Raw genomic sequence first — 23,358 nt, 5'->3', positions numbered from 1 at the left:
GCAGCACGCAGCGTTTTCGCCCTCTCCCGCTTGCAGGAGAGGGGCGAGGGGACTGATCGAGGCAAGACGACATTCATAGGCATCCCAGGCAAGCGGATGCAGACAGGAGAACAGCAAAATGACCGAACGCGTGCAATGTCAGCGCCTGCAGGTAGCCGCCGAGCTCAAGCAGTTCATCGAAAGCGAGGTGCTGCCCGGCAGCGGCGTCGAGGCGGCGGCCTTCTGGAGCGGTTTCGATGCGTTGGTACATGACCTGGCGCCGCGCAATCGCGCCCTGCTGGCCGAGCGCGAACGCCTGCAGGCCGAACTCGATGCCTGGCATCGCGCCCATCCCGGCCCGATCACCGACATGAGCGCCTACCGCGCCTTCCTCGAATCCATCGGCTACCTGCTGCCGCAGCCGGAGAAGGTCAAGGTCAGCACTGCCAATGTCGACAGCGAGATCGCCAGCCAGGCCGGCCCGCAACTGGTGGTGCCGGTGATGAACGCACGTTACGCACTGAACGCCGCCAACGCGCGCTGGGGCTCGCTGTACGACGCCCTGTACGGCACCGATGCGATCAGCGAAGAGGGTGGCGCCAGCAAGGGGCCGGGCTACAACGAAGTGCGCGGCGCCAAGGTGATCGCCTTCGCCCGCGCCTTTCTCGACCAGGCCGCGCCGCTGGCCCAGGGCTCGCACGCCGACGCCAGCGCCTATGCCGTGGTCGCCGGCCAGCTGCAGGTAACCCTCAGCAGCGGCGCGCAGACTTCCCTGGCGCAGCCGGAGAAGTTCGTCGGTTTCCAGGGCGAGGCCGCCGCGCCCAGCGCCGTGCTGCTGAAGAACAACGGCCTGCACGTCGAGATCCAGATCGACCCGGCCAGCCCCATCGGCCGCACCGACGCCGCCGGCGTGAAGGACCTGCTGATGGAAGCGGCGCTGTCCACCATCATGGACTGCGAAGACTCGGTGGCGGCCGTCGATGCCGCCGACAAGGTGCTGGTCTACCGCAACTGGCTGGGCCTGATGAAGGGTGACCTGGCCGAGGAGCTGGACAAGGGCGGCAAGCGCATCACCCGGCGTCTCAACGCCGATCGCGTCTACACCGCCGCCGACGGCAGCGAACTGACTCTGCACGGCCGCTCGCTGCTGTTCGTGCGCAACGTCGGCCACCTGATGAGCAACCCGGCGATTCTCGATGGCGAAGGCTTCGAGATTCCGGAAGGCATTATGGATGCGGTGGTCACCAGCCTGATCGCCCTGCACGACCTCAAGCGCCGCGGCAACTCGCGCACCGGCAGCGTCTATATCGTCAAACCGAAGATGCACGGGCCGTTCGAAGTGGCCTTCGCCAACGAGCTGTTCGGTCGCGTCGAACAGCTGCTGGGCATGCCGGCCAATACCCTGAAGATGGGCATCATGGACGAGGAGCGGCGCACCAGCGTCAACCTCAAGGCCTGCATCGAGGCCGCCAGCGCGCGGGTGGCCTTTATCAACACCGGCTTTCTCGACCGCACCGGCGACGAGATGCACACGGCCATGGAAGCCGGCGCCATGCTGCGCAAGGGCGACATGAAATCCAGCGCCTGGATCGCCGCCTACGAGCGCAACAACGTGCTGGTCGGTCTGGCCTGCGGGCTGCGCGGCAAGGCGCAGATCGGCAAGGGCATGTGGGCCATGCCGGATCTGATGGCGGCCATGCTCGAGCAGAAGGTCGGCCATCCGAAAGCCGGCGCCAATACCGCCTGGGTGCCGTCGCCCACCGCCGCCGTACTGCATGCCCTGCACTACCACCAGGTGGATGTGCAGGCGGTGCAGGGCGAGCTGGAGCGGATCGACCTGGCCAGCCAGCGCGACAGCCTGCTGGGTGACCTGCTCAGCGTACCGGTCAGCGCCGAACGGCCGTGGAGCGCCAGCGATATCCAGCAGGAGCTGGACAACAACTGCCAGGGCATCCTCGGTTACGTGGTGCGCTGGGTCGAGCAGGGCGTCGGCTGCTCCAAGGTGCCGGACATTCACAACGTCGGCCTGATGGAAGACCGCGCCACCCTGCGCATCTCGGCTCAGCACATCGCCAACTGGCTGCACCACGGTGTGGTCAGCGAGGCCCAGGTGCGCGGGACGCTGCAGCGCATGGCGCAGGTGGTGGACGGGCAGAACGCCGGCGATCCGGCCTACCGGCCGATGGCGCCGAACTTCGAGCAATCCCACGCCTTCCGCGCCGCCTGCGACCTGGTGTTCAAGGGTCGCGAGCAGCCGTCCGGTTACACCGAGCCGCTGCTGCATGCCTGGCGGCTGCGCTTCAAAGAGGAGGTTTGAGCATCTCAGCGAAGCTGTAGGAGCGGCGCCCCGCCGCGAAGGTGGAGAAAAGCTTCGCCCCGGGGCGGGGCTCCTACACAAGGGGGTTAACAACCGTGGATGGCTCTTGACGCCTCCACGGAGCAGTAGCAAGCCCTGACGGTTCCGGCCGTCGGGGCTTTCGAGCATGAGCGCGGTGGTGGGCGATCCCTGCCGCCGCGGCTCGCGGGAGGGGCGGTGCCGTGGCGCCCGGCCCTTCCAGATGCGTGGCGCCGGGTAGCCCCGGAAAACTGTGGTTCACAAGAAAAAGAAGGAACCAACCCATGAGTCAAACGCTGCTGTCCATCCTGGCCTTCGTGCCGCTGGTGCTGGCGGGGGTACTGCTGATCGGCTTTCGCTGGCCGGCCAAGTACGCGATGCCGCTGGTGTTCGTCCTCACCGCCCTGATCGGCCTGCTGGCCTGGGACATGTCCCTCAACCGGGTCATCGCCTCCAGTCTGCAGGGGCTGATCCTCACCGCCTCGATCCTGTGGATCATCTTCGGCGCCATCCTGCTGCTCAACACCCTCAAGCATTCCGGTGGCATCGCGGCGATTCGCCGGGGCTTCTCCAACATCAGCCCTGATCGCCGCGTGCAGGCGCTGATCGTCGCCTGGCTGTTCGGCTGCTTCATCGAGGGCGCCTCCGGTTTCGGCACCCCGGCCGCCGTGGCCGCGCCGCTGCTGGTAGCCCTGGGCTTCCCGGCCCTGGCCGCGGTGGTACTGGGCATGATGGTGCAGTCCACCCCGGTGTCCTTCGGGGCGGTGGGTACGCCGATCCTGGTGGGCGTCGGCGCCGGCCTGGACAGAACCGGCATCACCGAACAACTGGTGGCCACCGGCAGCACCTGGGAAACCTTCTTCCACCTGATCTATTCGCGGGTGGCCATCACCCACGGCCTGATCGGCCTGCTGATGCCGCTGATCATGGTGATGATCATGACGCGCTTCTTCGGCCGCAATCAGAGCTGGAAGGAAGGCCTGGCAGTGGCGCCCTTCGCCATCTTCACCGCCTTCGCCTTCTCCCTGCCGTACATGGCCGCCGGCGTGTTCCTCGGCCCGGAGTTCCCCTCGATGATCGGCGCCCTGGTCGGCCTGGCCATCGTGGTGCCGGCGGCCAAGGCCGGCTTCCTGCTGCCGAAGGAAACCTGGGACTTCGCCGATCCCAAGGACTGGCCGTCCGACTGGATGGGCAAGATCGAGATGAAGCTGGACGAGGTCGCCGGCAAGACGCCGATCTCGGTGCCCATGGCCTGGGCGCCCTACCTGCTGCTGGCGGTGTTTCTGGTCATCTCGCGGACCTTCCCGCAAGTGAAAGCGGCGCTGATGAGCCTGAGCTTCGGCTGGAAGGACATCCTCGGCGAGACCGGCGTGTCCGGCACCATCGAGCCGCTGTACCTGCCGGGGGGCATCCTGTGCATGGTGGTGCTGGTGACCTTCTTCCTGCATCGCATGCGTCTGTCCGAGCTCAAGGCGGCAGTGGGCGAGTCGAGCAAGACCCTGCTCGGCGCCGGCTTCGTGCTGATCTTCACCATTCCCATGGTGCGCATCCTGATCAACTCGGGGGTCAACGGCGCCGAACTGGTGTCGATGCCGGTGGCCATGGCGCAACTGGTGGCCGATAGCGTCGGCGGCATCTACCCGTTCTTCGCCCCGGCCGTGGGCGGCCTCGGCGCCTTCATCGCCGGCTCCAACACGGTGTCCAACCTGATGCTGTCGCAGTTCCAGTTCAACGCGGCGCAGCTGCTTGGCGTGTCCGGGGCGATGATGGTGGCGCTGCAGTCGGTCGGCGCGGCGGCGGGCAACATGATCGCCATCCACAACGTGGTGGCGGCCTCGGCGACCGTCGGTCTGCTCGGGCGCGAGGGCATCACCCTGCGCAAGACCATCCTGCCGACGCTCTACTACCTGGCCATGGCCGGCGCCATCGCCCTGTTCGCCATGTACGTGATGGGGATCGGCGATCCGCTGCTGGCCAGCCGATAGGGGACGCGCGACCCGACTTTGGTTGGCCCCTGGCGGGCGGCGTTTGCCGTCCGCCAGCTTGGCGCATCCGTGCAATTGCGGTAGCGTGCCGGCACCGTGAGTTTCACCGAGGTCGATATGAAGAAGTGGCAATGCGTGGTCTGTGGACTGATTTACGACGAGAGCCAGGGTTGGCCGGATGACGGCATCGCCCCCGGCACCCGCTGGGAAGACGTGCCGGAAGACTGGCTGTGCCCCGATTGCGGCGTCGGCAAGATGGATTTCGAGATGATCGAGATCGGCTGATCAGGCCTGGTATTCGAATAAACGGCGACCCGAGGGTCGCCGTTTTTGTTTGCGCGACGTCCCGTAGGGTGCGCCACGCGCACCACGAGTCGCCAACACAACAGCCGGTGCGCACAGCGCACCCTACGCAGGACAGCCCGTACCAGCGAGGCAGGCGCACAGGTGCAGAAAAAATCGCCAACGTCATTTAAGCAGCGCCAAAAGCCGGTCGCCCTTCACTTACAGCAGGCAATCACAGCCAGCTTCACTCAAGCGCTCACGCACGAAGGAATACTCAAATGGCTCTGTCGATTCATACCAACTACTCCTCGCTGATCACCCAGACCAACCTGTCCAAGACCAACAACGCCCTGGGCACCAACCAGCAGCGTCTGGGCACCGGTTTCCGCATCAACTCCGCTGCCGACGACGCCGCCGGCCTGCAGATCGCCACCCGCCTCAACGCCCAGTCGCGTGGTATGGACGTCGCCATCCGCAACACCAGCGACTCCATCTCCCTGCTGCAGACCGCCGAAGGCGCGCTGACCGAGATGACCGACATCGTCCAGCGCATGAAGGACCTGGCCACCCAGGCCGCCAACGCCACCGCCAGCGAGAAGGACCGCGACGCCCTGCAGGCCGAGTACGACCAGCTGGGTCAGGAGCTGGGCAACATCGTCAAGAACACCAAGTACGCCGGCGAAGGCCTGTTCAGTGACGGCACCGCCACCGACGGTACCGGTGGCAAGTTCGGCGCCGCCATGGACTTCCAGATCGGCGCCAGCGCCGCCGAGACCCTGACCCTGGACGTGAGCACCTCCCTGGGTGACCTGGCCACCGCTCTGGACGGCCTGTCCGCCCAGTTCGCCACTCCGGACAGCACCACTCCGGGCACCGAGATCGCCGGCGCCGACACCACTGCCGCCAACGGCATGATCGACACCCTGAGCGACGCCCTGGACTCCATCGGCTCCCTGCGCGCCCAGTTCGGTGCCAACATCAACCGCCTGAACCACACCGCCAACAACCTGAGCAACATGAAGGACAACACCGACATGGCCAAGGGTCGCATCATGGATGCCGACTTCGCCAAGGAAAGCGCCAACATGAGCAAGAACTCCATGCTGCTGCAGTCGGGCATCTCCATGCTCAAGCAAGCCGGCCAGATGCCGGGCATGGTCATGTCCCTGCTGGGCTGATCCCGCGTCATCCGGGCGCAACGGACTGCGCCACCCCTCCAGACGCCCCGCACCCGCGGGGCGTCGTCGTTTCCCGCCCCGCCAGCCGTTGCTATCGGCTGTCATCTCGCGCCGGCAAGATGGCCAAGGTGCGGCGAATCCATCGCTTTCCGCTACACAATGGCTAGTATTTAGCCATCGCCAGTGTGAATCGGACGCCGTCCAGGCCAGGCCGCCGCTGGCACAAGACTTGCCAATTGCAATTTCCTGACGCCAGAATGCCGACCGTTTATCGCCCCAGGATTTGCTCTGGCAAATGCCGCTCGTCTCAAGGACTGCATGAACTCCAGCCCCGAAACAACGGCCGCCGAGCCGGAAAGCAGCATCGCCTGCCTGATCATCAAGACCGGGCGCAACGACTGCTACGCGCACTTCTATCCAGCGCTGTACCAGTTGACCCTGGTTCGCAGTGGCATCGAGGAGAAGATCGACCTCGGCTACTCCGGCAGCCGTCTGCTCGAGCGGCTGGTCCGGGAACCCGGCGAGGTGGTTGCGCGCGAGGAGCTGATGAGCCATGCCTGGGCCGACCGGGTGGTGGGCCAGGGCAGCCTCAACCAGCAGATCTACACCCTGCGCCAGATACTGGGTGACGAAAAGAGTCGCGAAATCATCCAGACCCTGCCGCGCCGCGGCTACCTGCTCAACCCCAGCTACCTGGTCTATCCGCCGAGCATCGACGACATCGGCGCGGTTCAGGAGGCCGACGCCCCCGGCACGCCGCCAAACTTCCTGCATCGGCACAGCCGCCGTCGCACCTCCTGGCTGGTGCTGCTGAGTGCGCTGGGCCTGATGGCCGTGGGGCTGTTCGTCGCGCTCTACCAGTTCAGCCTGCCCGCCCGCCTGCACAGCAGCGAGCTGAATCTGGGCCAGATCAGTCTGCTCTACGTGGATCAGGACGCGCAGCGTCTGCAGCAACTGATCCTGCAGACCCACGGGCTGGCCAGCCGCCTGTCCGAGCTGAGCGCGGCACCGGCCGAGCTGATCATCGGCAACAGCGGCGGCTTCTTCGAAGTGCTGTGCATGCAGCCGGGCGGCGGTGCCCGTTCGCTGATGTTCCATGAGAGCCAGCTGGCTCATCTCGCCGACGATCAACTGAACCGGTGCCTGCCATGAGCCAGTATCCGCAACGCGGCCTGAGCCGCCGCTGGCTGCTGGCGGCCCTGGCCAGCAGCCTGGGTCTGCTGCTGGGCATTCTTAGCCTGTGGCTGAACTTCAAATCCAGTGCCGAGCTCGACGGCCGCTACCACTCCACCGGTCAGGTGCAGCTGAGCAATGGCCAGGTACTCGACCTGAGCCACAATCTGCAGGTGCAGGACGGACGCTTCTACGCCATGACCCGTCAGGGCGACAGCATCCTCGAGACCTCGGGCGAGGTGGAGTACGGTTTCCTCGGCAACTACCGCCTGCGCGTCGAGGACGGCAAGCTGACCGGCCTGTCCAGCGAGGCCGACGACGAGCTGGTGTTCAATCTGCTGTACGGCCGACACAAGGGCTCGACCATCCGCCTGGTGACCTTCCGCAATTGCCTCTACGGCGTGGAAACCCGCCAGGTCTACTGCCCGACGCGGATCCGTCAGTAGGGAGCTCCGGACCGAGGACGCCCGGTGCGCACGGCGCCCCCTACGGCCGCCGTCTCGTAGGGCGCGCCGTGCGCACCAATTTCCCTACGATCCCGGCGCGTTGAACTGCGCGCCGCCTTCGCGATAGTCCACCCGCACCTGGGCATCGCCGAACAGCTCGCGGTACAGGCCTTCGGCCTGGCTGGTCAGCAGCAGCAGTTCGATGCGGCGGTTGGCGCCGTTCTGCGGATCGCTCGGCAACAGCGGCATGCCATCGGCCTGGGCGGTCACCTGGAGCACGGCGGAGGTGGGCAGGCCGGCCTCGACCAGCACGTTGCGCGCGCGCAGGGCACGGTCGCCGGACAGATTCCAGTTGTTGTAGCCGCCAACCACACCGCGATAGGGCGTGGAATCGGTGTGCCCGCTGATGATCAGGTGGTTGTCCACCTTGGCCAGAATGCCGGCCAGGCGCTGCAGCAGTTTCTCGAAGTGCGGATCCAGACGCGCGCTGCCACGACTGAACATGAAGCGCTGGGCGTCGTCCTTGATCAGGATGCGCAGACCCTGCGGTACCACCTGCACCTCGATATTGGCTTCGGCGTCCAGCTGCAGCGCCAGCTGCTCCAGCAACTCGGCGAGTTCCTGCATCTGGCCCGGTTCGGCGTAGTGAGGGCGGCGCGGCTCACCCGGCTGGCCTTCGCCGAGGGTGGCACCGGGATCCTCCTGCGGCGTACGCGCCTGGTTGTCGCGGTCCTTGCGCGGGCTGACCTGCACCGGTACGCCATCGAGATCCAGCGGCGTGCGGCTGCTGCCGTCGAAGATGCCGGCACCGCCCTCGACCAGGGGATTGGTCAGCTGGTCGGCATCGGCGCGGCTCTGCTGCTGGTTCTGCGGCTGGATGATCCACAGCACCATGAACAACGCCATCATGGCCATGGTGAAATCGGCGAAGGCCACTTTCCAGGCACCGCCATGCTCGTCGTGGCCGCCCTTCTTGCTGCGCCGCTTGACGATGATCTCGTGTTCTTCGCCGCCACGCTTTCTCATGCCGCGTCCCTTTCATCCTCGTAGCGGTTGACCCAGGTCTCCAGCTGCTTGAATGCGGGTTTGACGTCCTGCTCGATCAGCTTGCGCCCGGCATCCACCGCCAGCAGCGTGGGCTTGCCGGCAACGTGGGCGACCAGGGTGGTGCGCACGCATTCGAGCGCCGACAGCTCGGTCTTGATGCGCTGGCTCATGGCGTTGGACAGCGGCTCCATCACGCAGTAGCACATGAAGATGCCGAGGAAGGTGCCGACCAGCGCGGCCGCCACGTGGGCGCCGATCTCGGCCACCGAACCGCCGATGTTGCCCATGGTGATGATGATGCCCATGATCGCCGCGAGGATGCCGAAGCCCGGCATGGCCTCACCGATCTTGTGCAGCGAGCGCGACGGCTGCAGCAGGATGTGCTCCATGGCTTCGAGCTCCTGCTCGAGAAAGCCTTCCAGTTCGTGAGCGCTGATCTTGCCCATGGCCATCAGCCGGAAGTTGTCGGCGATGAAGGCCATCAGGTTCTTCTCCTGACGGATCAGCGGGTACTTGGCGAACAGCTCGCTCTGCTCCGGCTCCTCGATATGCGCGTCGAGCACCTTGAGGCCGCCGACCTCGACCATTTCCAGCAGCTCGTAGAGCAGCATCAGCAACTGGCGCTGGAACTCCTCGCCACGCCGCTTGTAGACGAATACGCCCTTGATCTGCTGGCACATCTCCACCAGCACTTCCTTGGGGTTGCCCACCACCAGCGCGCCGAGACCGGCGCCGACGATGATCACCACCTCGGCCGGCTGCCAGAGCATGGCCAGCTCGCCGTGGGCCATGACGTAGCCCCCCAGCACGCAGCCGACGATGATCAATGCACCTAGTAACTTCTGCACCCTAGCCTCTCTCGTTCAGGTAGCGGCTGGCCTTGGCGATCGCCTGCTTGCTCAGCTGACAGACGCGCGCGTCGCTCAGCTCCAGCACCAGGGCGATTTCCTTGAGGCTCAGCTCGTGTTGATAGTAAAGGGTCAGCACCAGCCGCTCGCGCTCGCTGAGCTGGCTCAGCGCCTGGGTCAGCAGGCGCTCCTTGAGCACCCGCTCCTCCAATGCGCTGGCACCGCAGACGAAGCCCTCATGGCCGCTCTGCAGCAGCTCGTCGAGGCTTTCGATGGCCTCGCAGGCGTCGGCCTGGAGAAACTCCTGATAGGTCTTGGCGTCGATGCCAGCGGCGGCGAGGATTTCCTCCTCCTGCGGCACGCGACCAAGCTGGCGGGCCAGCTGGCGGATGGCGTCGCGAATCCTGTGGGTCTGCTGACGCACCTGGCGCGGTCGCCAGTCCTGGCGGCGCAACTCGTCGAGAATCGCGCCACGGATGCGCAGCGCAGCGAAGCGACCGAACTGTTCGTCCGGCGTGCCGTAGCGACGCAGGCATTCGAGCAGACCCATCAGGCCGATCTGCTCCATGTCCTCGCGATCGAGCACCTGGTTGGCCTGCAACGCCAGCTGGCTGACGATGCGCTTGACCAGCGGCAGGTATTGCAGCAGCCACTTCTGCTCGGCCCCGGGGGCGAACAGCGCGGCTCCGCCCTGTTCGGCGGCGTAGCGGTAGTCGATGGCGCAGGTGGCGTTCATGGCTAGGCTCTGCTCTTTACTGGACGATCAGCTTGCTGACCAGCACGTTGGCGAACGGCATCGCCAGTTTCTTGCTGGCGAAGTCATCGAACAGTGCCCGCTCCAGGGCACTCTGCAACTCGGGGATGGGCATGCCGCGCAGCTTCTCGAAGCTCATCGCGGACAGGTGTGCCACCACCGAGTTGCGCACCATCGGGTCGATCTGTTCGAGCTTCTTCGGGTCGGTCTCCAGGTCGGCCTGCAGCACCAGGTCCAGCACGAAATAGTGCTCGCGGCTCTCGCCCTGCAGGCTGACGATGACCTTCTCGATGGGGAAGAAGCGGTATTCGCTCTTGGCTTCCTCGGCTTCGCTGCCGGCGCTGCCGATGGAAATGCCGAGCACCGCCTGGCCGGTTTGCATGGACTTGAGCGTGGCGTAGTTGAAGATGGTGCCGCCAACCACCACCAGGGTGTTGAAGATAACCAGCAGCAGGAGGACGCGCGGCATTGTCATGACTACTCTCGATTCACTAACGGGAAATTAAACGGTGACCAGCACATCGCTGGTCGATTGCGCGCCATTGCGCTCGCCGCTGGCGGGTAGCGCGACGGCAGCGGCCACCTCATCCTCGACGAGCCAGCGCTGCGCTTGCGCCTGTTGCTGCTGACGACCGCCCTGAGCATCGGCGGAGACCTGCACGTTGACCTGCACGAAGTTCTGCCCGACCAGCTCCTGACGCAGACGCTCGCTGGTCTGCTGCAGCAGCCTGGCCACCTCGCCATTGGCCGCAGAAAGCTGCACGTTGAGACGGCCGGACTCATGGCTGAGGAAAATTTCCAGACTGCCCAGCTCCGGCGGATCGAGGCGGATGGTGGCGTTCTGGATACGCTGGTTGATCTGCAGCTCGACCTGCTCGCGCAGGCTGTGCAGCATTTGCTCGCCCCACTGTGCCTGCGCTACCGGCAGCTTGAGGCTGCGCTCGGCCGTCAGGGGCTGCGCGCCGGCCTGGGTGGCGGGTGCGCCGCCGGCTGCGGGTTTGTCGCTTTCCACGGTGCCCGGCAGGCGCTCCAGCACCTCGGGCGCCTCGTCAGTCAGGGCAAGCGGCGACGGCAGCTGGCCGGTGCCCTCCGCCGCGAGCGGCAGTGTCATCACCGTCGTGCGCTGCATGGCAGGCGCGGGCTGACGCGCTTCGCTCAGCCCCTCGAGCGCCGGCGCAGGCGCCACCACGGCTGGCTCATGCGGCGGCAGCAGGACCGCAGCCAGCGGCACCGCCTGCGGATCGCGAATGTCGTCCGTGGGCTGAGCCCGCTCGGGCTGCTCGGGCACCTCGCGCGCTTCCACGCGCACGGCCTGCTGACCGAGCATGCCGGCCAGCCACTGCTCGGCATCCGCTTCGACGAGCGGCGCCTGAGCGGGTGCAGGAGCCGCCACCGACGGCGCGCTCACCTCGGCGGCGCTGAAGCCGTGCAGCGCCAGCTGCAGGCCGAAGGCCTGCAGCTCGCCGCTGCCCGCCTGCGCCTCGGCGAAGCCGGCCGGCAAGGTCTCGACAGCGGAACCGCTCAGGCTGACCTGGACGCTCGGATTGATCGACTGCAACACGCTTTATCTCCCACCTTGAAACTGATCGACGCGCAAATAGGCGCTGCGCCCTTCGGCGTACTCCAGGTGCCTGAGCAGCAGCTGCCGCACCCGTTCGCATTCTTGCGCGCAGGCGATGCGCGCCTGTCCGTGCAGCTGCTGCAGACGCCGCTTGGCCTCGCGCACTTCGTCACTCAGCGTCGGCAGCCCGGCCAGCAGCTGCAGGCACGAGCGGATCAGCGCATCGATCTCGCCGATGCGCGTCCAGTCGCCCTGCTCCAGCGCCTCGGCCAGCTGGCCGTGCAGGTGCTGCAGGGCGCGCAGCTCACTTGCGCGCGGCATTCACGCCTTCCCAGCCCTCGCGCAGCACGCCGAGCAGGCCGACCACTTCGTCGAGGCCTTCCAGCGACAGGCTGACGCTGACGTCGGAGAGGCGGTAGATGCAGTAGTCGTAGAGGCGCGCCAGGCCCTGCACCAGTTCGCCGCCGTTCTCGTAATCGAGGGCGCTGTTGAGACCGCCGAGGATGTTCAGGCACTTCTCCAGCGACTGGCCCTTCTGCTGGTAACGCTTGGCCTCGATATGGCCGCGGGCGCGAGCCAGCTCGTCGAGCAGGCCGTCGAACAGCACCAGCACCAGCTCGTAGGGCGAGGCCGCGGCGGCGCGCGCCTCGAGGTCGACGGTGCGGTAGCTGTCGTAACTTTCGTTGAGGTTGTAGGCACTCATCAGAACATTCCGTAGGTCTGCTCCATCGCCGCCATGGTCTGCATGAGACCGGTGTACTGGCGGAGATAGCGGCTGTAGTAGGAGTCGTACTGCTTCTGGATGTTGTCGAACTGCTGATCGACGCGGCGCAGCTGGGTGTTGAGGGTGTCCTTGCGGTTGGTCAGCAGGCCACCGGCGCTGCTGGTGTAGACCGCCAGATTCTTGTCCAGGGTGTCGAGCAGGTTGCCCTTGTCGGTGAACAGCTTCTCGAAGCCCTCCGGGTTGGCCGCCACGGCCTTCTCGAAGCGCGCGTTGTCGATGGTCAGCTTGCCGTTGCGGTTGGCGACGATGCCGAACTCGGTGAGGCTGGCGCCGCCGAACGAGGTGCGCACCAGCTGGTTGAGCATGGTCTCGATGGCGCGCACGCTGGCATCGCCGGCCAGGGGGCCGCGCCCGCCACTCTCGCCGCCGCTGGCGGTGAGCGAGTCGAAGCTGGTCATCAGCGCGTTGAAGGCGCTGACGAAGGTCTGCGCCTTCTCCTTGGTGGCCTTCTGGTCCTGGCCGATCTCGATGGTCAGCGGCGTATCGCCGGCCTTGTGCGCCTTGCTGAAGGTCAGGCTGACGCCGTCGATGATGTTGTCGAAGGTGTTGCTGGTGCTGCTCAGCTCGATGCCGCCCTCACCGCCCAGACGCACGATAGCGTCCCTGGCCACGGAGAGCTCCTGGCGACCGGCCACCGCGCCCTGGAAGGCGGCGTTGCCGCCGGCGCTGAGGCTGATGGCCTGATCGGCGCCGGTCTTCTCGCTGGTCAGCACCAGGTTGACCTGGCCATTGCTGCGCACCAGGGTCGCCTTGACGCCGGTGTTGTCGCCGGCGCCGTTGATCGCCGCGGCCAGCTCGTCGAGGGTGCTCACTGCGCCCAGGTCGATCTCGAACGAATCACCTCCCTGGCCGATGGTCAGGGTACCGCTGCCCAGGTCGCCATCCTGCAGGCCCTGCAAGGCGAGCTGACTCTTGCTGGCCAGCTGCTGGACGAAGAAATCGTAACTGCCGGCCACCGCCTTGCTGCCCACCGTAGCGCTGGCGTACCCCTCCTGGCTGAAGCTGGCGCTGTTAACCAGCATGCTGCTGCCGGCCAGCTTGAGGCCGCTGGCGGCGCTCTTGAAGGTTTTCAGCGCAGTATCCAGGGTCGTCAGCGCGCTGAGCTGCGCCTTGTACGCCGCCTGGTTGCGGTTGGCCTTGGCCAACTGGCCCTGAATCTCGTATTTGGCCAGTTGGGTCGCCATGCTTTGTACGTAATCTGAATCGATAGCCATAGTCGGACACCCGTTTTCCTGAGTGATAGCAATAGCGGTGCCAACAGCTGAAACCCTTGATCTAGAGGGCTTTCGGCGATCCGCCAGGTGAAAGATCCTTTCCGCTCGTGCGGCGACGGACGCCAGGCGGAAGGCCGACTTCCGCCTGCGTCGCGCAGACGGCGGACGTGTCCCTTACACAGGCGACATTAGGAGAGGGCGGCTTAAGGACCGCAGGGTGTCGCGGGGCCGCCCAGGCCGCGCGCACCGCTGGCGATCCGCAGCGATGACGAAGGGGCGCGGTGTGCACGCGGACGCCATGCAGGATGCGCAGGCATCGCAGGACCAGGCGAGATGTGGGCCGAAGCCCGCGGGGCTATTCGCCGCCGACGGCGAAGTTGGGCAGGCTGTTGACCGGCTGGGCGAAGTTGAAAGGGATGGATTCGACCGCCAGGCCGACATTGCGCTGCACCACGAAATGCAGGTGCGGGCCGGTGCTGTTGCCGGTATTGCCGGAACGGGCGAGCAGATGGCCGGTCGCCACGCGCTGGCCCTCGCGCACGGCTACCGAGCCCTTCATCAGGTGCAGGTAGACGCCCATGGTGCCGTCGTCGTGCAGGATGCGCACGAAGTTGCCGGCCGGGTTGTTGCCGCGCCCGCTTTGCTGGTTCTCGGTCTTGATCACCACGCCACCGCGCGCGGCGACGATGGGCGTGCCCTCGGGCATGGCGATGTCCACCGCGTAGCGGCCCTTGGGGGTGAAGTGGCTGTAGGTGCCGTTGGCGCCCTGGGTCTGGCGGAACGGGCCCCCGCGCCAGGGCAGCGGGTAACGATGGATGCTTGGCTGCAGGCGCGGATCACCGAGGGCATAGCGCAACCTGGGCTTGTAGCGCAGCGGCTTGGAGGCGTCCTGCGGGGCGAGGGTGGCCAGGCGGATATTGCTGCGCGGCGGCAGCACCCAGCGAATCGGCTTGTCCGGCGCACCGATGGCGTTGTCCACCTGCTCCAGCTTCAGCTCGATTTCCACCGGGGCGTACAGGTCGTTGCGGATCAGCAGGGTCTCGCCGGCTTCGTGCTTCTTGGTTTCCAGCTTCACCTGGTTGTCCAGGCGCTCGACCATGCGGTCGTTGAACACGAACACCTGGGCGCCGGGCGCGGCCTGATCGCTATAGGTCACCACGCCGTTCTTGTCGACGTACTTGTAGATGGTCAGGGCAGCGGCCTGGCCGCTGAAGGCCAGCAGACTGCAGAGAAAGAACAGACGCCCTAGCATAAGACTCGGATCTAATGGTTTTTTGATATCCGGGTTAGCAAGACTAGCAGCGCACCACGCAGCGCGCGAGACACCGACCGTCAGGCTGTGATGCGGCTCACCGCCATTGGTCGGCCGGGTGCGAAAGGGCCCCGAATTGCATCCGGGCTACGCGCCGGGGACGAAGTGCTTCTGCGCGGTGCCGCGAGCGATCAGGCGCGACAGGTAATCGAGCTTCTGCGGGTCGCGGTCGACGAAACGGAAGGTCAGCTGCAGCCACTCGCTGTCGGGCTTGGGCTCGAAGGCCGCCACCGCATGCAGATAGCCGTTGAGTCGCGCGGTTTCCGCCGCCTCGCCCTGTTCCAGATCGAGCACCGCGCTTTCCAGCACCTGCGGCAATGGCTCGCCGCGCTTGACCACCAGCAGGGCCTCCTTGAGGCTCAGCGCCTTGATCACGCAGGCCATGCTGCCGCCCGGCAGGCGCAGCTGGCCCTGGCCACGGCCGGCCGGCGCCTTGCTGGCGGCGGCGGGCGCAGGCGCGGCGCTCGGCGCAGCGGCAGGCGGCGGGGTCGGTGCACTGGGCTTGACCACCTCGGCCTTGCCGCCGGTCAGCGCGGCCAGCGAGTCGTTGGCGAAACCGCCGCTGCTGAGCATCTTCGGCGGCGCACTGGCAGCCAGCGCCTGCAGCTTGCCGGCGCGGCTCAGCGCCTTCTTCACCTTGGTCACCAGCTGCTCGTTGGAGAACGGCTTGCCGATGTAGTCGGAAACGCCGGCCTGGATCGCCTGCACCACGTTTTCCTTGTCGCCACGGCTGGTGACCATGATGAAGGGCGTGGTTTTCAGGCGCTCCTGCTCGCGGCACCAGGTCAGCAGCTCGAGGCCGGACATCTCCGGCATTTCCCAGTCGCAGAGAATCAGGTCGACATCCTGCCGACCCAGCAGCTGCTGGGCCTTGCGCCCGTTGACTGCCTCGTCGATCTGTACGCCGGGAAAGTGATCGCGCAGCCCTTTCTTGACCAGATCACGGATAAAGGTCGCGTCATCCACCACCAGCACACTGACTTTGCTCATCGGCCACTCCTGTACGAATGGCAATAAGCATAGTCATGGCCAGTGGCCTAAGGCCAACGGAAAACGCCGGACGCGCAACAAATCGCGCAAAGGAAACGGCCCGGCATGTCCCGGGCCGTGCGAAAGCCGCGGCGATCAGGCCTCGGGCTTGCCCTCGACCTCTTCGCGCATGCGCGTCAGGCCGATGTGGCGCACGTCGGTGCCGCGCACCAGGTAGATCACCAGTTCGGCGATGTTGCGCGCGTGGTCGCCGATGCGTTCCAGCGAGCGCAGCGCCCAGATCACGTTGAGCACGCGGGAGATCGAACGCGGATCTTCCATCATGTAGGTGACCAGCTCGCGCAGGGCGGTCTTGTACTCGCGGTCGACGGTCTTGTCGTACTGCGCCACCGACAGCGCCAGGTCGGCATCGAAACGGGCGAAGGCATCCAGCGCCTCCTGCACCATCCGGCGTACCTGGTCGCCGATGTGACGCACCTCGACATAGCCACGCGGCGACTCGCCTTCTTCACACAGCTGGATGGCGCGCTTGGCGATCTTGGTCGACTCGTCCCCGATGCGCTCCAGGTCGATCACCGACTTGGAGATGCTGATGATCAGGCGCAGGTCGGAGGCCGCCGGCTGGCGGCGGGCGAGGATGCGCACGCATTCCTCGTCGATGTTGCGCTCCATCTGGTTGATCTGGTCGTCGATCTCGCGCACCTGCTGGGCCAGGCCGGAGTCGGCCTCGATCAGCGCGGTGACGGCGTCGTTGACCTGCTTCTCCACCAGGCCGCCCATGGCCAGCAGGTGGCTGCGCACTTCTTCCAGCTCGGCGTTGAACTGCTGGGAGATGTGCTGGGTAAGGTTGTCTTTGTTGATCATGTTTCGCTCCGCGAAAGCTGCCGGCTTGGATGGCCATGGTGCGCACGGCGCACCCTACTGGTTGTTAAGGGATGGGCTTTGGCAGAGGGTGCTGGGCAAGGAGGCGGAACGCAGACAGTACCGGTTCCGCCGACGCAGTCCAGCGCCCTCTGACATGGCCATCAGCCGTAACGACCGGTGATGTAGTCTTCAGTCTGCTTCTTGGCCGGGTTGGTGAACAGGGTATCGGTGTCGCCGAACTCGATCAGCTTGCCCATGTACATGAACGCGGTGTAGTCGGAGACGCGCGCCGCCTGCTGCATGTTGTGGGTGACGATGACGATGGTGTACTTGCTCTTGAGCTCGTAGATCAGCTCTTCGACCTTCAGCGTGGAGATCGGGTCGAGCGCCGAGCAGGGTTCGTCGAGCAGCAACACTTCCGGCTGCACGGCCACGGTGCGGGCGATCACCAGACGCTGCTGCTGACCGCCGGACAGGCCGAGGGCCGAGTCATGCAGACGGTCCTTGACCTCGTCCCACAGCGCCGCGCTCTTCAGCGCCCACTCCACGGCCTCGTCGAGCACGCGCTTGCTGTTGATGCCCTGGATGCGCAGGCCGTACACCACGTTCTCGTAGATGCTCTTGGGGAAGGGGTTGGGCTTCTGGAACACCATGCCGACGCGACGACGCAGCTCGGCCACGTCCTCGCCCTTGCGGTAGATGTTGCGCCCGTCGATGTTGATCTCGCCTTCCACACGGCAACCGTCGACCAGGTCGTTCATGCGGTTGAAGGTGCGCAGCAGTGTCGACTTGCCGCAGCCGGACGGGCCGATGAAGGCGGTCACGCGCTGCTTGGGGATGTCCATCTTGACGTCGAACAGCGCCTGCTTCTGGCCGTAGTACAGGTTCAGGCCCGGCACCTGGATAGCCGTGGTCTCGTTGGCCAGGCTCAGGCTCTGCTTGTCGCGGCCGAGGGCGGCCAGGTCGATACCGTGGGTATGGGTTTCGTGTTGCATAAACTCACTCCGTTCGTAGCTACAAGCTGCAAGCTGCGCACCGGCGGTACGCGGCTCGTAGCTGCGTTAGTGATCCAGCGCCTTGTACTTCTCGCGCAGGTGGTTACGGATATAGACCGCGGTCAGGTTGAGCAGGGCGATGACGATCACCAGCAGCAGTGCCGTGGCGTACACCAGCGGGCGCGCGGCCTCGACGTTGGGGCTCTGGAAGCCGACGTCGTAGATGTGGAAGCCCAGGTGCATGATCTTCTGATCCAGGTGCAGATAGGGGTAGTTGCCGTTGAGCGGCAGGCTCGGCGCCAGCTTGACCACGCCCACCAGCATCAGCGGTGCCACCTCGCCGGCGGCACGTGCCACGGCGAGAATCAGGCCGGTCATCATCGCCGGGCTGGCCATCGGGATCACCACCTTCCACAGCGTCTCGGCCTTGGTCGCACCGAGGGCCAGCGAGCCTTCGCGCACCGCACGCGGGATACGCGCCAGACCTTCCTCGGTGGCGACGATGACCACCGGCAGGGTGAGGATCGCCAGGGTTAGCGAGGCCCACATCAGGCCCGGTGTGCCGAAGGTCGGCGCCGGGGCCGATTCGGGGAAGAACAGCCGGTCGATATTGCCGCCCAGCACATAGACGAAGAAGCCCAGGCCGAACACGCCGTAGACGATCGAGGGCACGCCGGCGAGGTTGTTCACCGCGATACGGATCACCCGGGTCAGCGCACCCTGATGCGCGTACTCGCGCAGATACACCGCGGCGATCACGCCGAACGGGGTGACGATCACCGCCATCAGCATCACCATCAGCACGGTGCCGAAGATGGCCGGGAAGATCCCGCCTTCGGTGTTGGCCTCACGCGGCTCGTCGCTGACGAACTCCCACAGCTTCATGGCGTAGAAGCCGAACTTGTCGAGGGTGCTCATGGCGTTCGGGCGGAAGGCCCGTACCACCTTGCCCAGGGCGATCTCGGTCTGCCGACCATCGCTGGCGCTCAGGGTCACGCTGTCGCGGTTGATCTGCTGAACCAGCGCGACCATCTGCTCTTCGAGCACCTTGTAGTCGGCATTCAGCGCGTCGCGGCGCGCATCCAGGGCGGCCTGCGCGTCGGCGTCCAGCTTGCCCTGCAGCTGCAGCTTGCGGCCTTCCAGACGAATGCGCTCGAGACCGTGGTTGATGCGGCCGATGTCCTTCTTCTCCAGGCGCACCAGTTGGGCATGCAGCGCGTCGACGCGATCCAGACGCTGCTGCAGTTCGGACCAGGCAGCATCGCCCTCGGCGACGACCTGTCCGCCTTCCTTGACGTTGATCAGGTTGCCGTAGAAGTTGCCCCATTCGCGGCGTTCCAGCACGGTGATGCCGGCCGGCTTGCGCGGGTTGCTCAGCCACTCGCCGACCACCCAGGTGAAATCGGCGCCGAACAGTTCGCGGTTGCCCACCTTGAGCAGCTCGCGGGTCATGAACTCGCCGCCCTCTTCGGCCACCGGCAGACCGGCGGCGGCCAGACGGGCGCGCGGCACTTCCTCGACCTGCACCACCTCACCGAGCATCACCCGCGCTTCCTGACCAGGCACCTGGTAGTCGGCTTCGAGGATATCGGCCGGCCAGAAATGGCCCAGACCGCGGGTGGCGATCACCGCCAGCAGACCGAGGGTCATGATGATAGCGATGGCCACCGCGCCACCGCTCATCCACACGCCCGGGGCGCCGCTCTTGTACCAGGATTTCAGGTTGTTCTGTTTCACGGACATATACCTTCCAAAACCTTAGAGCGACGAATACTTGGTGCGCAGGCGCTGACGAATCAGCTCGGCCAGGGTGTTCATCACGAAGGTGAACAGCAGCAGTACCAGCGCGGCGAGGAACAGCACGCGATAGTGGGTGCCGCCGACTTCCGACTCGGGCATTTCCACCGCGACGTTGGCAGCCAGGGTGCGCATGCCTTCGAAGATGTTGATGTCCATGATCGGCGTGTTGCCGGTGGCCATCAGCACGATCATGGTCTCGCCCACGGCGCGGCCCATGCCGATCATCAGCGCCGAGAAGATGCCCGGGCTGGCGGTGAGGATCACCACGCGGGTCAGGGTCTGCCAGGGCGTGGCGCCGAGGGCCAGAGAACCGAAGGTCAGGCTCTTGGGCACGCTGAACACGGCGTCTTCGGCGATCGAGTAGATGTTCGGGATCACCGCGAAACCCATGGCCAGACCCACCACCAGGGCGTTGCGCTGGTCGAAGGGAATGCCCAGGTCGTTGGACAGCCACAGGCGCATGTTGCCGTCGAAGAACCAGTTCTCCAGGTGGCCGCTGATCGACAGCGAGAACCAGCCCACGGCGATCACCACCGGGATCAGCAGCGCGGCTTCCCAACCGTCCGGCACGCGGTGGCGGACCGACTCGGGCATCTTGGTCCACAGGTAACCGGCGGCGAGGATCCCCACCGGGGTCAACAGCAGCAGGCTGAATATGCCGGGCAGGTGGTTCTCCAGGAACGGCGCGAGGAACAGGCCGGCGAAGAAACCGAGGATCACCGTCGGCAGCGCCTCCATCAGCTCGATCACCGGCTTGACCTTGGTGCGCATGCGCGGCGCCATGAAGTAGGCGGTGTAGATTGCCGCGGCCACCGCCAGGGGCGCGGCCAGAAGCATGGCGTAGAAGGCGGCCTTGAGAGTACCGAAGGCCAGCGGCGAGAGGCTCAGCTTGGCCTCGAAATCGGTGTTGGCCGAGGTGGACTGCCAGACGTAGTCCGGCTCCGGGTAGCTCTCGTACCAGACCTTGCCCCACAGCGCGCTCCAGGACACTTCCGGGTGCGGGTTGTCGACCACGAAGCGCTGCAGCTTGCCGTCCGACTCCACCAGCACGCGGCTGGCGCGCGGCGACAGGGCGGCAATACCGCGACCTTCGGCGACCTGCTCCTTGAGCAGGGTGCGGTGCGCGGTGCTGTGGAAGATGCCCAGGCGACCGCTCTCGTCCAGCGCCATGAAGCCCTTGCGGCGCTCCTCGGGGAGGATCTGGGTGATGGCGCTGGTGCCCAGCTGGAAGCTGCGGATCGGCTGGAAGGTGGACTTGCCGTCGCCATCGCGCACCATGAACCACTGCTGGATGCCGCCCTTGGCGTCACCGATCATGATCGAGATGCCGCCCAGCAGCGCCTTGGCGCTGGTGACGCGATTGGAGGCGTCCTTGAGCAGGTCGTAGCGGCCGTTGAGGCTGCGCTTGCGCAGATCGAAGACATCGGCGGTGGAGTCGCCGTTGAACACGTACAGCCACATCTGCCGCGGGTCGAGGATCAGCTGGGTGATCGGCTCGCCGATCTGCGGCAGGCCGATGCGCTCCTCGCTCAGGCTCACCTCGCCGGTGAACAGATTTTCCTCGCGCCCGATGCTGATCAGGTGCAGCTCACTGCCAGTGGCACCGGCCAGCATCAGGGTGCCGCTGTTGAGGTTCAACGCCACGTGCTCGAGCGGGCGACCCTGCGGGTCCAGCTCGATGGGCGTCTCGCCGTAGGGGTAGTCGATCTGCGGGGTGATGACGCGGACGTTGTCCGGATAGCTGACCTTGTAGTTGTGCTGAACGATCAGCACCTGGCCGTTGGACAGGCCGAGCACGGCGCGCCGGCTGCCCGGCTGATCCTGCGCTACCGAGGCGACGCTGACGCCTTCCGGCAACGGCAGTTGCAGGCGCTGCAGCGGCTCGCCGGTGCGCAGCTCGAAGAACTGCACCACGCCGGCGTCGTCCAGACGCATGGCCACCTGGTTCTGCTCTTCGATGGCCAGCAGCAGGGGCGCACCGGCCTGGCCGAGCCAGGCCGGCTGCTGGGCCTTGCGCGCCTCGATTTCGGCGCCCTGGAACATGGGCAGCACCACATGGGCCAGGTAGAAGAAGATCAGGGTGATGGCACCGAGTACCGCCAGGCCGCCAATCGAGACGTACCAGCGCGCCAGGCGATCCTTCAGCGCGCGCAGGCGGCGCTTGCGTTGCAGGGCGGGGGTGTTGAAGTCGATCCCCAGGGGGTTCTGCGGTCGGTTCACGGTGTCGTTTGCCAAGTCGTTCATGCGAGAAGTCTCTGCGCGGGCTCGAGTGCAGCGCATGCGGCTGCCCAGGCCTGCCAATCTAGCGGGCTTGTATGACAGAAAAGTTACAGTCAGCTGACATGACGAAACCCGCCACTCCTAAGAGGGCGGGTCGCGTTCTGTAAGGCGTCTAGCGCGCGGCCAGGCTTACAGACCCAGTTCCTTCAGGGCTTTCTCGGCCACTTTCGACGGCAGCGGGATGTAACCATCCTTCATCACCACTTCCTGGCCTTGCTTGGACAGCATCAGCTTGACGAACTCGGCGTCCAGCGGGCTCAGCGGCTGGTTCGGCGCCTTGTTGACGTAGACGTAGAAGAAGCGAGCCAGCGGGAACTTGCCAGCCAGGGCGTTCTCTTCGGAAGCTTCGAAGGCTTCGCCGCCTTTCTTCGACAGCGGAACGGCGCGCACGCTGGAGGTCTTGTAGCCGATGCCCGAGTAACCGATGGCGTTCAGGGTGCTGGAGATCGACTGCACCACGGAAGCCGAACCCGGCTGCTCGTTGACGTTGGACTTGAAGTCACCTTTGCACAGGGCTTCTTCCTTGAAGTAGCCGTAGGTGCCGGAAACCGAGTTGCGGCCGAACAGCTGCAGCGGCTTGCTGGCCCACTCGCCGGTCAGACCGAGGTCACCCCAGGTCTTGATGTCCTTGTCGCCACCGCACAGGCGGGTGCTGGAGAAGATCGCGTCGACCTGCTCGATGGACAGCGACTTGATCGGGTTGTCCTTGTGCACGAACACGGCCAGGGCGTCGATGGCCACCGGAACGGCGGTCGGCTTGTAGCCGTACTTCTCTTCGAAGGCCTGGATTTCGCTGTCCTTCATCGGACGGCTCATCGGGCCCATGTTGGCGGTGCCTTCGGTCATGGCGGGCGGCGCGGTGGAGGAACCGGCGGCCTGGATCTGGATGTTGACGTTGGGGTAGTTCTTCTTGAACTCTTCTGCCCACAGGGTCATCAGGTTGGCCAGGGAGTCGGAGCCGACGCTGGACAGGTTACCCGATACACCGGAAGTCTTTTCGTAGTTCGGCAGAGCCGGGTCGACGGCGGCTACAGCAGATACGGCGCTTACGCCGGCGGCGGCGAAAGTCAGGGCCGCCATCAAACGCTTCAGTTTCATGCCTTGCTCCTAGCAGGATAGTGTTGGTTGAGCGGGCCAAGTATCTGCAGGCCTCGTGAACACTCTATGAAACGAATGTGACAGTTAAATGAACGTCGACGGCTTTCGGGTACAGCAGAGAGAAAGCGCTTCGGATGGTTTGGGAAAAGAGTGGGTGATACCGGACTGGCAAGTTTATGTACGTATCGCTCACGGGCTTAGCACTATCCACTACCGCATGCGCTGGGCGTTTGGGTTGCGCCCCTTACGGGCGCCACACCTTGATTCGCTGCGCTCACCCTTCGGGCCAGCCTGCGGCTGTTACTCCGCTTCGCTGCGTTTCCTCGCTCCGGCGCCGCTCCGGGGCCGGCTTACAAGGGCCTTCCCTGGCCCTTTAAGCGGGGCCGCCATCGGTATCTCGCCGCATCCCTGCGGCTCGTCCCCCTACGCA

Annotated in this window: 21 protein-coding genes; 6 read left to right on the top strand and 15 right to left on the bottom strand. The window is 65.6% G+C overall.

All coding sequences use genetic code 11. The annotated features are described in order from the left end of the window. Positions 1 to 118 precede the first annotated feature (118 nt). The 6 genes from L1F06_RS01030 to L1F06_RS01005 all read left to right on the top strand — a co-directional run bounded on the left by L1F06_RS01030 (position 119) and on the right by L1F06_RS01005 (position 7,381). Positions 119 to 2,296 (top strand): malate synthase G, encoded by a 2,178-nt coding sequence (locus L1F06_RS01030; RefSeq protein ID WP_129483276.1) that lies wholly within the window; start codon positions 119 to 121, stop codon positions 2,294 to 2,296. Between the two features lie 302 nt (positions 2,297 to 2,598). Continuing rightward, positions 2,599 to 4,299 carry an L-lactate permease gene (locus L1F06_RS01025; protein ID WP_129483275.1) on the top strand — a complete coding sequence of 567 codons (1,701 nt, stop codon included), beginning with the start codon at positions 2,599 to 2,601 and terminating at the stop codon, positions 4,297 to 4,299. 117 nt (positions 4,300 to 4,416) lie between these two features. After that, positions 4,417 to 4,584 (top strand): rubredoxin, encoded by a 168-nt coding sequence (locus L1F06_RS01020; RefSeq protein ID WP_003242223.1) that lies wholly within the window; start codon positions 4,417 to 4,419, stop codon positions 4,582 to 4,584. A 278-nt stretch (positions 4,585 to 4,862) separates the two neighbouring features. After that, positions 4,863 to 5,762 (top strand): lateral flagellin LafA, encoded by a 900-nt coding sequence (gene lafA / locus L1F06_RS01015; RefSeq protein ID WP_129483274.1) that lies wholly within the window; start codon positions 4,863 to 4,865, stop codon positions 5,760 to 5,762. A 318-nt stretch (positions 5,763 to 6,080) separates the two neighbouring features. After that, a complete protein-coding gene (locus tag L1F06_RS01010) occupies positions 6,081 to 6,914 on the top strand; it encodes a winged helix-turn-helix domain-containing protein (protein ID WP_011920503.1) in 834 nt (277 codons plus the stop codon). Beyond that, the gene (locus tag L1F06_RS01005) at positions 6,911 to 7,381 is read left to right on the top strand and encodes a hypothetical protein (protein WP_011920502.1); all 471 of its coding nucleotides are present in this window, start codon (positions 6,911 to 6,913) and stop codon (positions 7,379 to 7,381) included. The genes L1F06_RS01010 and L1F06_RS01005 overlap by 4 nt, the downstream gene beginning before the upstream one ends. 84 nt (positions 7,382 to 7,465) lie before the next feature. Here the strand turns inward: L1F06_RS01005 and L1F06_RS01000 are convergent, their stop codons facing one another. The 15 genes from L1F06_RS01000 to L1F06_RS00930 form a co-directional block, all read right to left on the bottom strand. Continuing rightward, positions 7,466 to 8,407, bottom strand: a complete 942-nt coding sequence (locus L1F06_RS01000; RefSeq protein ID WP_011920501.1) for a flagellar motor protein MotB — start codon at positions 8,405 to 8,407, stop codon at positions 7,466 to 7,468. Continuing rightward, positions 8,404 to 9,276 carry a flagellar motor stator protein MotA gene (gene motA, locus L1F06_RS00995; protein ID WP_011920500.1) on the bottom strand — a complete coding sequence of 291 codons (873 nt, stop codon included), beginning with the start codon at positions 9,274 to 9,276 and terminating at the stop codon, positions 8,404 to 8,406. Before motA ends, L1F06_RS01000 begins: the two co-directional genes overlap by 4 nt. A gap of 1 nt (position 9,277) precedes the next feature. After that, positions 9,278 to 10,012 (bottom strand): FliA/WhiG family RNA polymerase sigma factor, encoded by a 735-nt coding sequence (locus tag L1F06_RS00990; protein WP_129483273.1) that lies wholly within the window; start codon positions 10,010 to 10,012, stop codon positions 9,278 to 9,280. A 16-nt stretch (positions 10,013 to 10,028) separates the two neighbouring features. Next, positions 10,029 to 10,505: a flagellar basal body-associated FliL family protein gene (locus L1F06_RS00985; RefSeq protein WP_129483272.1), complete on the bottom strand. Its 477-nt coding sequence runs from the start codon at positions 10,503 to 10,505 to the stop codon at positions 10,029 to 10,031. Between the two features lie 27 nt (positions 10,506 to 10,532). Then, complete coding sequence (locus L1F06_RS00980) at positions 10,533 to 11,591, bottom strand: flagellar hook-length control protein FliK (protein ID WP_129483271.1); 1,059 nt, start codon at positions 11,589 to 11,591, stop codon at positions 10,533 to 10,535. Between the two features lie 3 nt (positions 11,592 to 11,594). Continuing rightward, positions 11,595 to 11,912 (bottom strand): hypothetical protein, encoded by a 318-nt coding sequence (locus L1F06_RS00975; RefSeq protein WP_011920496.1) that lies wholly within the window; start codon positions 11,910 to 11,912, stop codon positions 11,595 to 11,597. Continuing rightward, positions 11,896 to 12,294 (bottom strand): flagellar export chaperone FliS, encoded by a 399-nt coding sequence (gene fliS / locus L1F06_RS00970; protein ID WP_011920495.1) that lies wholly within the window; start codon positions 12,292 to 12,294, stop codon positions 11,896 to 11,898. Before fliS ends, L1F06_RS00975 begins: the two co-directional genes overlap by 17 nt. After that, on the bottom strand, positions 12,294 to 13,589 hold the full coding sequence (fliD, locus tag L1F06_RS00965; protein ID WP_129483270.1) for a flagellar filament capping protein FliD: 1,296 nt from the start codon (positions 13,587 to 13,589) through the stop codon (positions 12,294 to 12,296). Before fliD ends, fliS begins: the two co-directional genes overlap by 1 nt. A 355-nt stretch (positions 13,590 to 13,944) precedes the next feature. Then, the gene (locus tag L1F06_RS00960) at positions 13,945 to 14,841 is read right to left on the bottom strand and encodes a peptidoglycan DD-metalloendopeptidase family protein (RefSeq protein WP_011920493.1); all 897 of its coding nucleotides are present in this window, start codon (positions 14,839 to 14,841) and stop codon (positions 13,945 to 13,947) included. A gap of 147 nt (positions 14,842 to 14,988) precedes the next feature. After that, entirely contained in the window at positions 14,989 to 15,891 is a 903-nt protein-coding gene (locus L1F06_RS00955; RefSeq protein WP_003242220.1) for a response regulator, read from the bottom strand. Positions 15,892 to 16,026: 135 nt separating this feature from the next. Beyond that, on the bottom strand, positions 16,027 to 16,755 hold the full coding sequence (phoU, locus tag L1F06_RS00950) for a phosphate signaling complex protein PhoU (protein WP_003242218.1): 729 nt from the start codon (positions 16,753 to 16,755) through the stop codon (positions 16,027 to 16,029). 161 nt (positions 16,756 to 16,916) lie between these two features. Beyond that, entirely contained in the window at positions 16,917 to 17,750 is an 834-nt protein-coding gene (gene pstB, locus L1F06_RS00945; protein WP_003242217.1) for a phosphate ABC transporter ATP-binding protein PstB, read from the bottom strand. A gap of 66 nt (positions 17,751 to 17,816) precedes the next feature. Beyond that, entirely contained in the window at positions 17,817 to 19,487 is a 1,671-nt protein-coding gene (pstA, locus tag L1F06_RS00940) for a phosphate ABC transporter permease PstA (RefSeq protein ID WP_003242216.1), read from the bottom strand. Between the two features lie 21 nt (positions 19,488 to 19,508). Continuing rightward, entirely contained in the window at positions 19,509 to 21,794 is a 2,286-nt protein-coding gene (locus L1F06_RS00935) for an ABC transporter permease subunit (RefSeq protein ID WP_003242214.1), read from the bottom strand. Positions 21,795 to 21,959: 165 nt separating this feature from the next. Then, positions 21,960 to 22,928 (bottom strand): PstS family phosphate ABC transporter substrate-binding protein, encoded by a 969-nt coding sequence (locus L1F06_RS00930; protein WP_003242212.1) that lies wholly within the window; start codon positions 22,926 to 22,928, stop codon positions 21,960 to 21,962. Positions 22,929 to 23,358: the final 430 nt, after the last annotated feature.

The sequence above is a fragment of the Pseudomonas hydrolytica genome, from assembly GCF_021495345.1.
GTDB classification, from domain to species: domain Bacteria; phylum Pseudomonadota; class Gammaproteobacteria; order Pseudomonadales; family Pseudomonadaceae; genus Aquipseudomonas; species Aquipseudomonas hydrolytica.
The sequence above is the reverse complement of the archived record's forward strand: the minus strand, read 5'-3'. Positions and strand labels throughout refer to the sequence as shown.

What these genes read in the sequence shown, in the direction of transcription:
- L1F06_RS01030 (WP_129483276.1), top strand. Translation starts at nt 119, where the DNA reads ATGACCGAACGCGTGCAATGTCAGCGCCTGCAGGTAGCCGCCGAGCTC.
- L1F06_RS01025 (WP_129483275.1), top strand. Translation starts at nt 2,599, where the DNA reads ATGAGTCAAACGCTGCTGTCCATCCTGGCCTTCGTGCCGCTGGTGCTG.
- L1F06_RS01020 (WP_003242223.1), top strand. Translation starts at nt 4,417, where the DNA reads ATGAAGAAGTGGCAATGCGTGGTCTGTGGACTGATTTACGACGAGAGC.
- lafA (WP_129483274.1), top strand. Translation starts at nt 4,863, where the DNA reads ATGGCTCTGTCGATTCATACCAACTACTCCTCGCTGATCACCCAGACC.
- L1F06_RS01010 (WP_011920503.1), top strand. Translation starts at nt 6,081, where the DNA reads ATGAACTCCAGCCCCGAAACAACGGCCGCCGAGCCGGAAAGCAGCATC.
- L1F06_RS01005 (WP_011920502.1), top strand. Translation starts at nt 6,911, where the DNA reads ATGAGCCAGTATCCGCAACGCGGCCTGAGCCGCCGCTGGCTGCTGGCG.
- L1F06_RS01000 (WP_011920501.1), bottom strand. Translation starts at nt 8,407, where the DNA reads ATGAGAAAGCGTGGCGGCGAAGAACACGAGATCATCGTCAAGCGGCGC.
- L1F06_RS00990 (WP_129483273.1), bottom strand. Translation starts at nt 10,012, where the DNA reads ATGAACGCCACCTGCGCCATCGACTACCGCTACGCCGCCGAACAGGGC.
- L1F06_RS00985 (WP_129483272.1), bottom strand. Translation starts at nt 10,505, where the DNA reads ATGACAATGCCGCGCGTCCTCCTGCTGCTGGTTATCTTCAACACCCTG.
- L1F06_RS00975 (WP_011920496.1), bottom strand. Translation starts at nt 11,912, where the DNA reads ATGCCGCGCGCAAGTGAGCTGCGCGCCCTGCAGCACCTGCACGGCCAG.
- fliS (WP_011920495.1), bottom strand. Translation starts at nt 12,294, where the DNA reads ATGAGTGCCTACAACCTCAACGAAAGTTACGACAGCTACCGCACCGTC.
- fliD (WP_129483270.1), bottom strand. Translation starts at nt 13,589, where the DNA reads ATGGCTATCGATTCAGATTACGTACAAAGCATGGCGACCCAACTGGCC.
- L1F06_RS00960 (WP_011920493.1), bottom strand. Translation starts at nt 14,841, where the DNA reads ATGCTAGGGCGTCTGTTCTTTCTCTGCAGTCTGCTGGCCTTCAGCGGC.
- L1F06_RS00955 (WP_003242220.1), bottom strand. Translation starts at nt 15,891, where the DNA reads ATGAGCAAAGTCAGTGTGCTGGTGGTGGATGACGCGACCTTTATCCGT.
- phoU (WP_003242218.1), bottom strand. Translation starts at nt 16,755, where the DNA reads ATGATCAACAAAGACAACCTTACCCAGCACATCTCCCAGCAGTTCAAC.
- pstB (WP_003242217.1), bottom strand. Translation starts at nt 17,750, where the DNA reads ATGCAACACGAAACCCATACCCACGGTATCGACCTGGCCGCCCTCGGC.
- L1F06_RS00935 (WP_003242214.1), bottom strand. Translation starts at nt 21,794, where the DNA reads ATGAACGACTTGGCAAACGACACCGTGAACCGACCGCAGAACCCCCTG.
- L1F06_RS00930 (WP_003242212.1), bottom strand. Translation starts at nt 22,928, where the DNA reads ATGAAACTGAAGCGTTTGATGGCGGCCCTGACTTTCGCCGCCGCCGGC.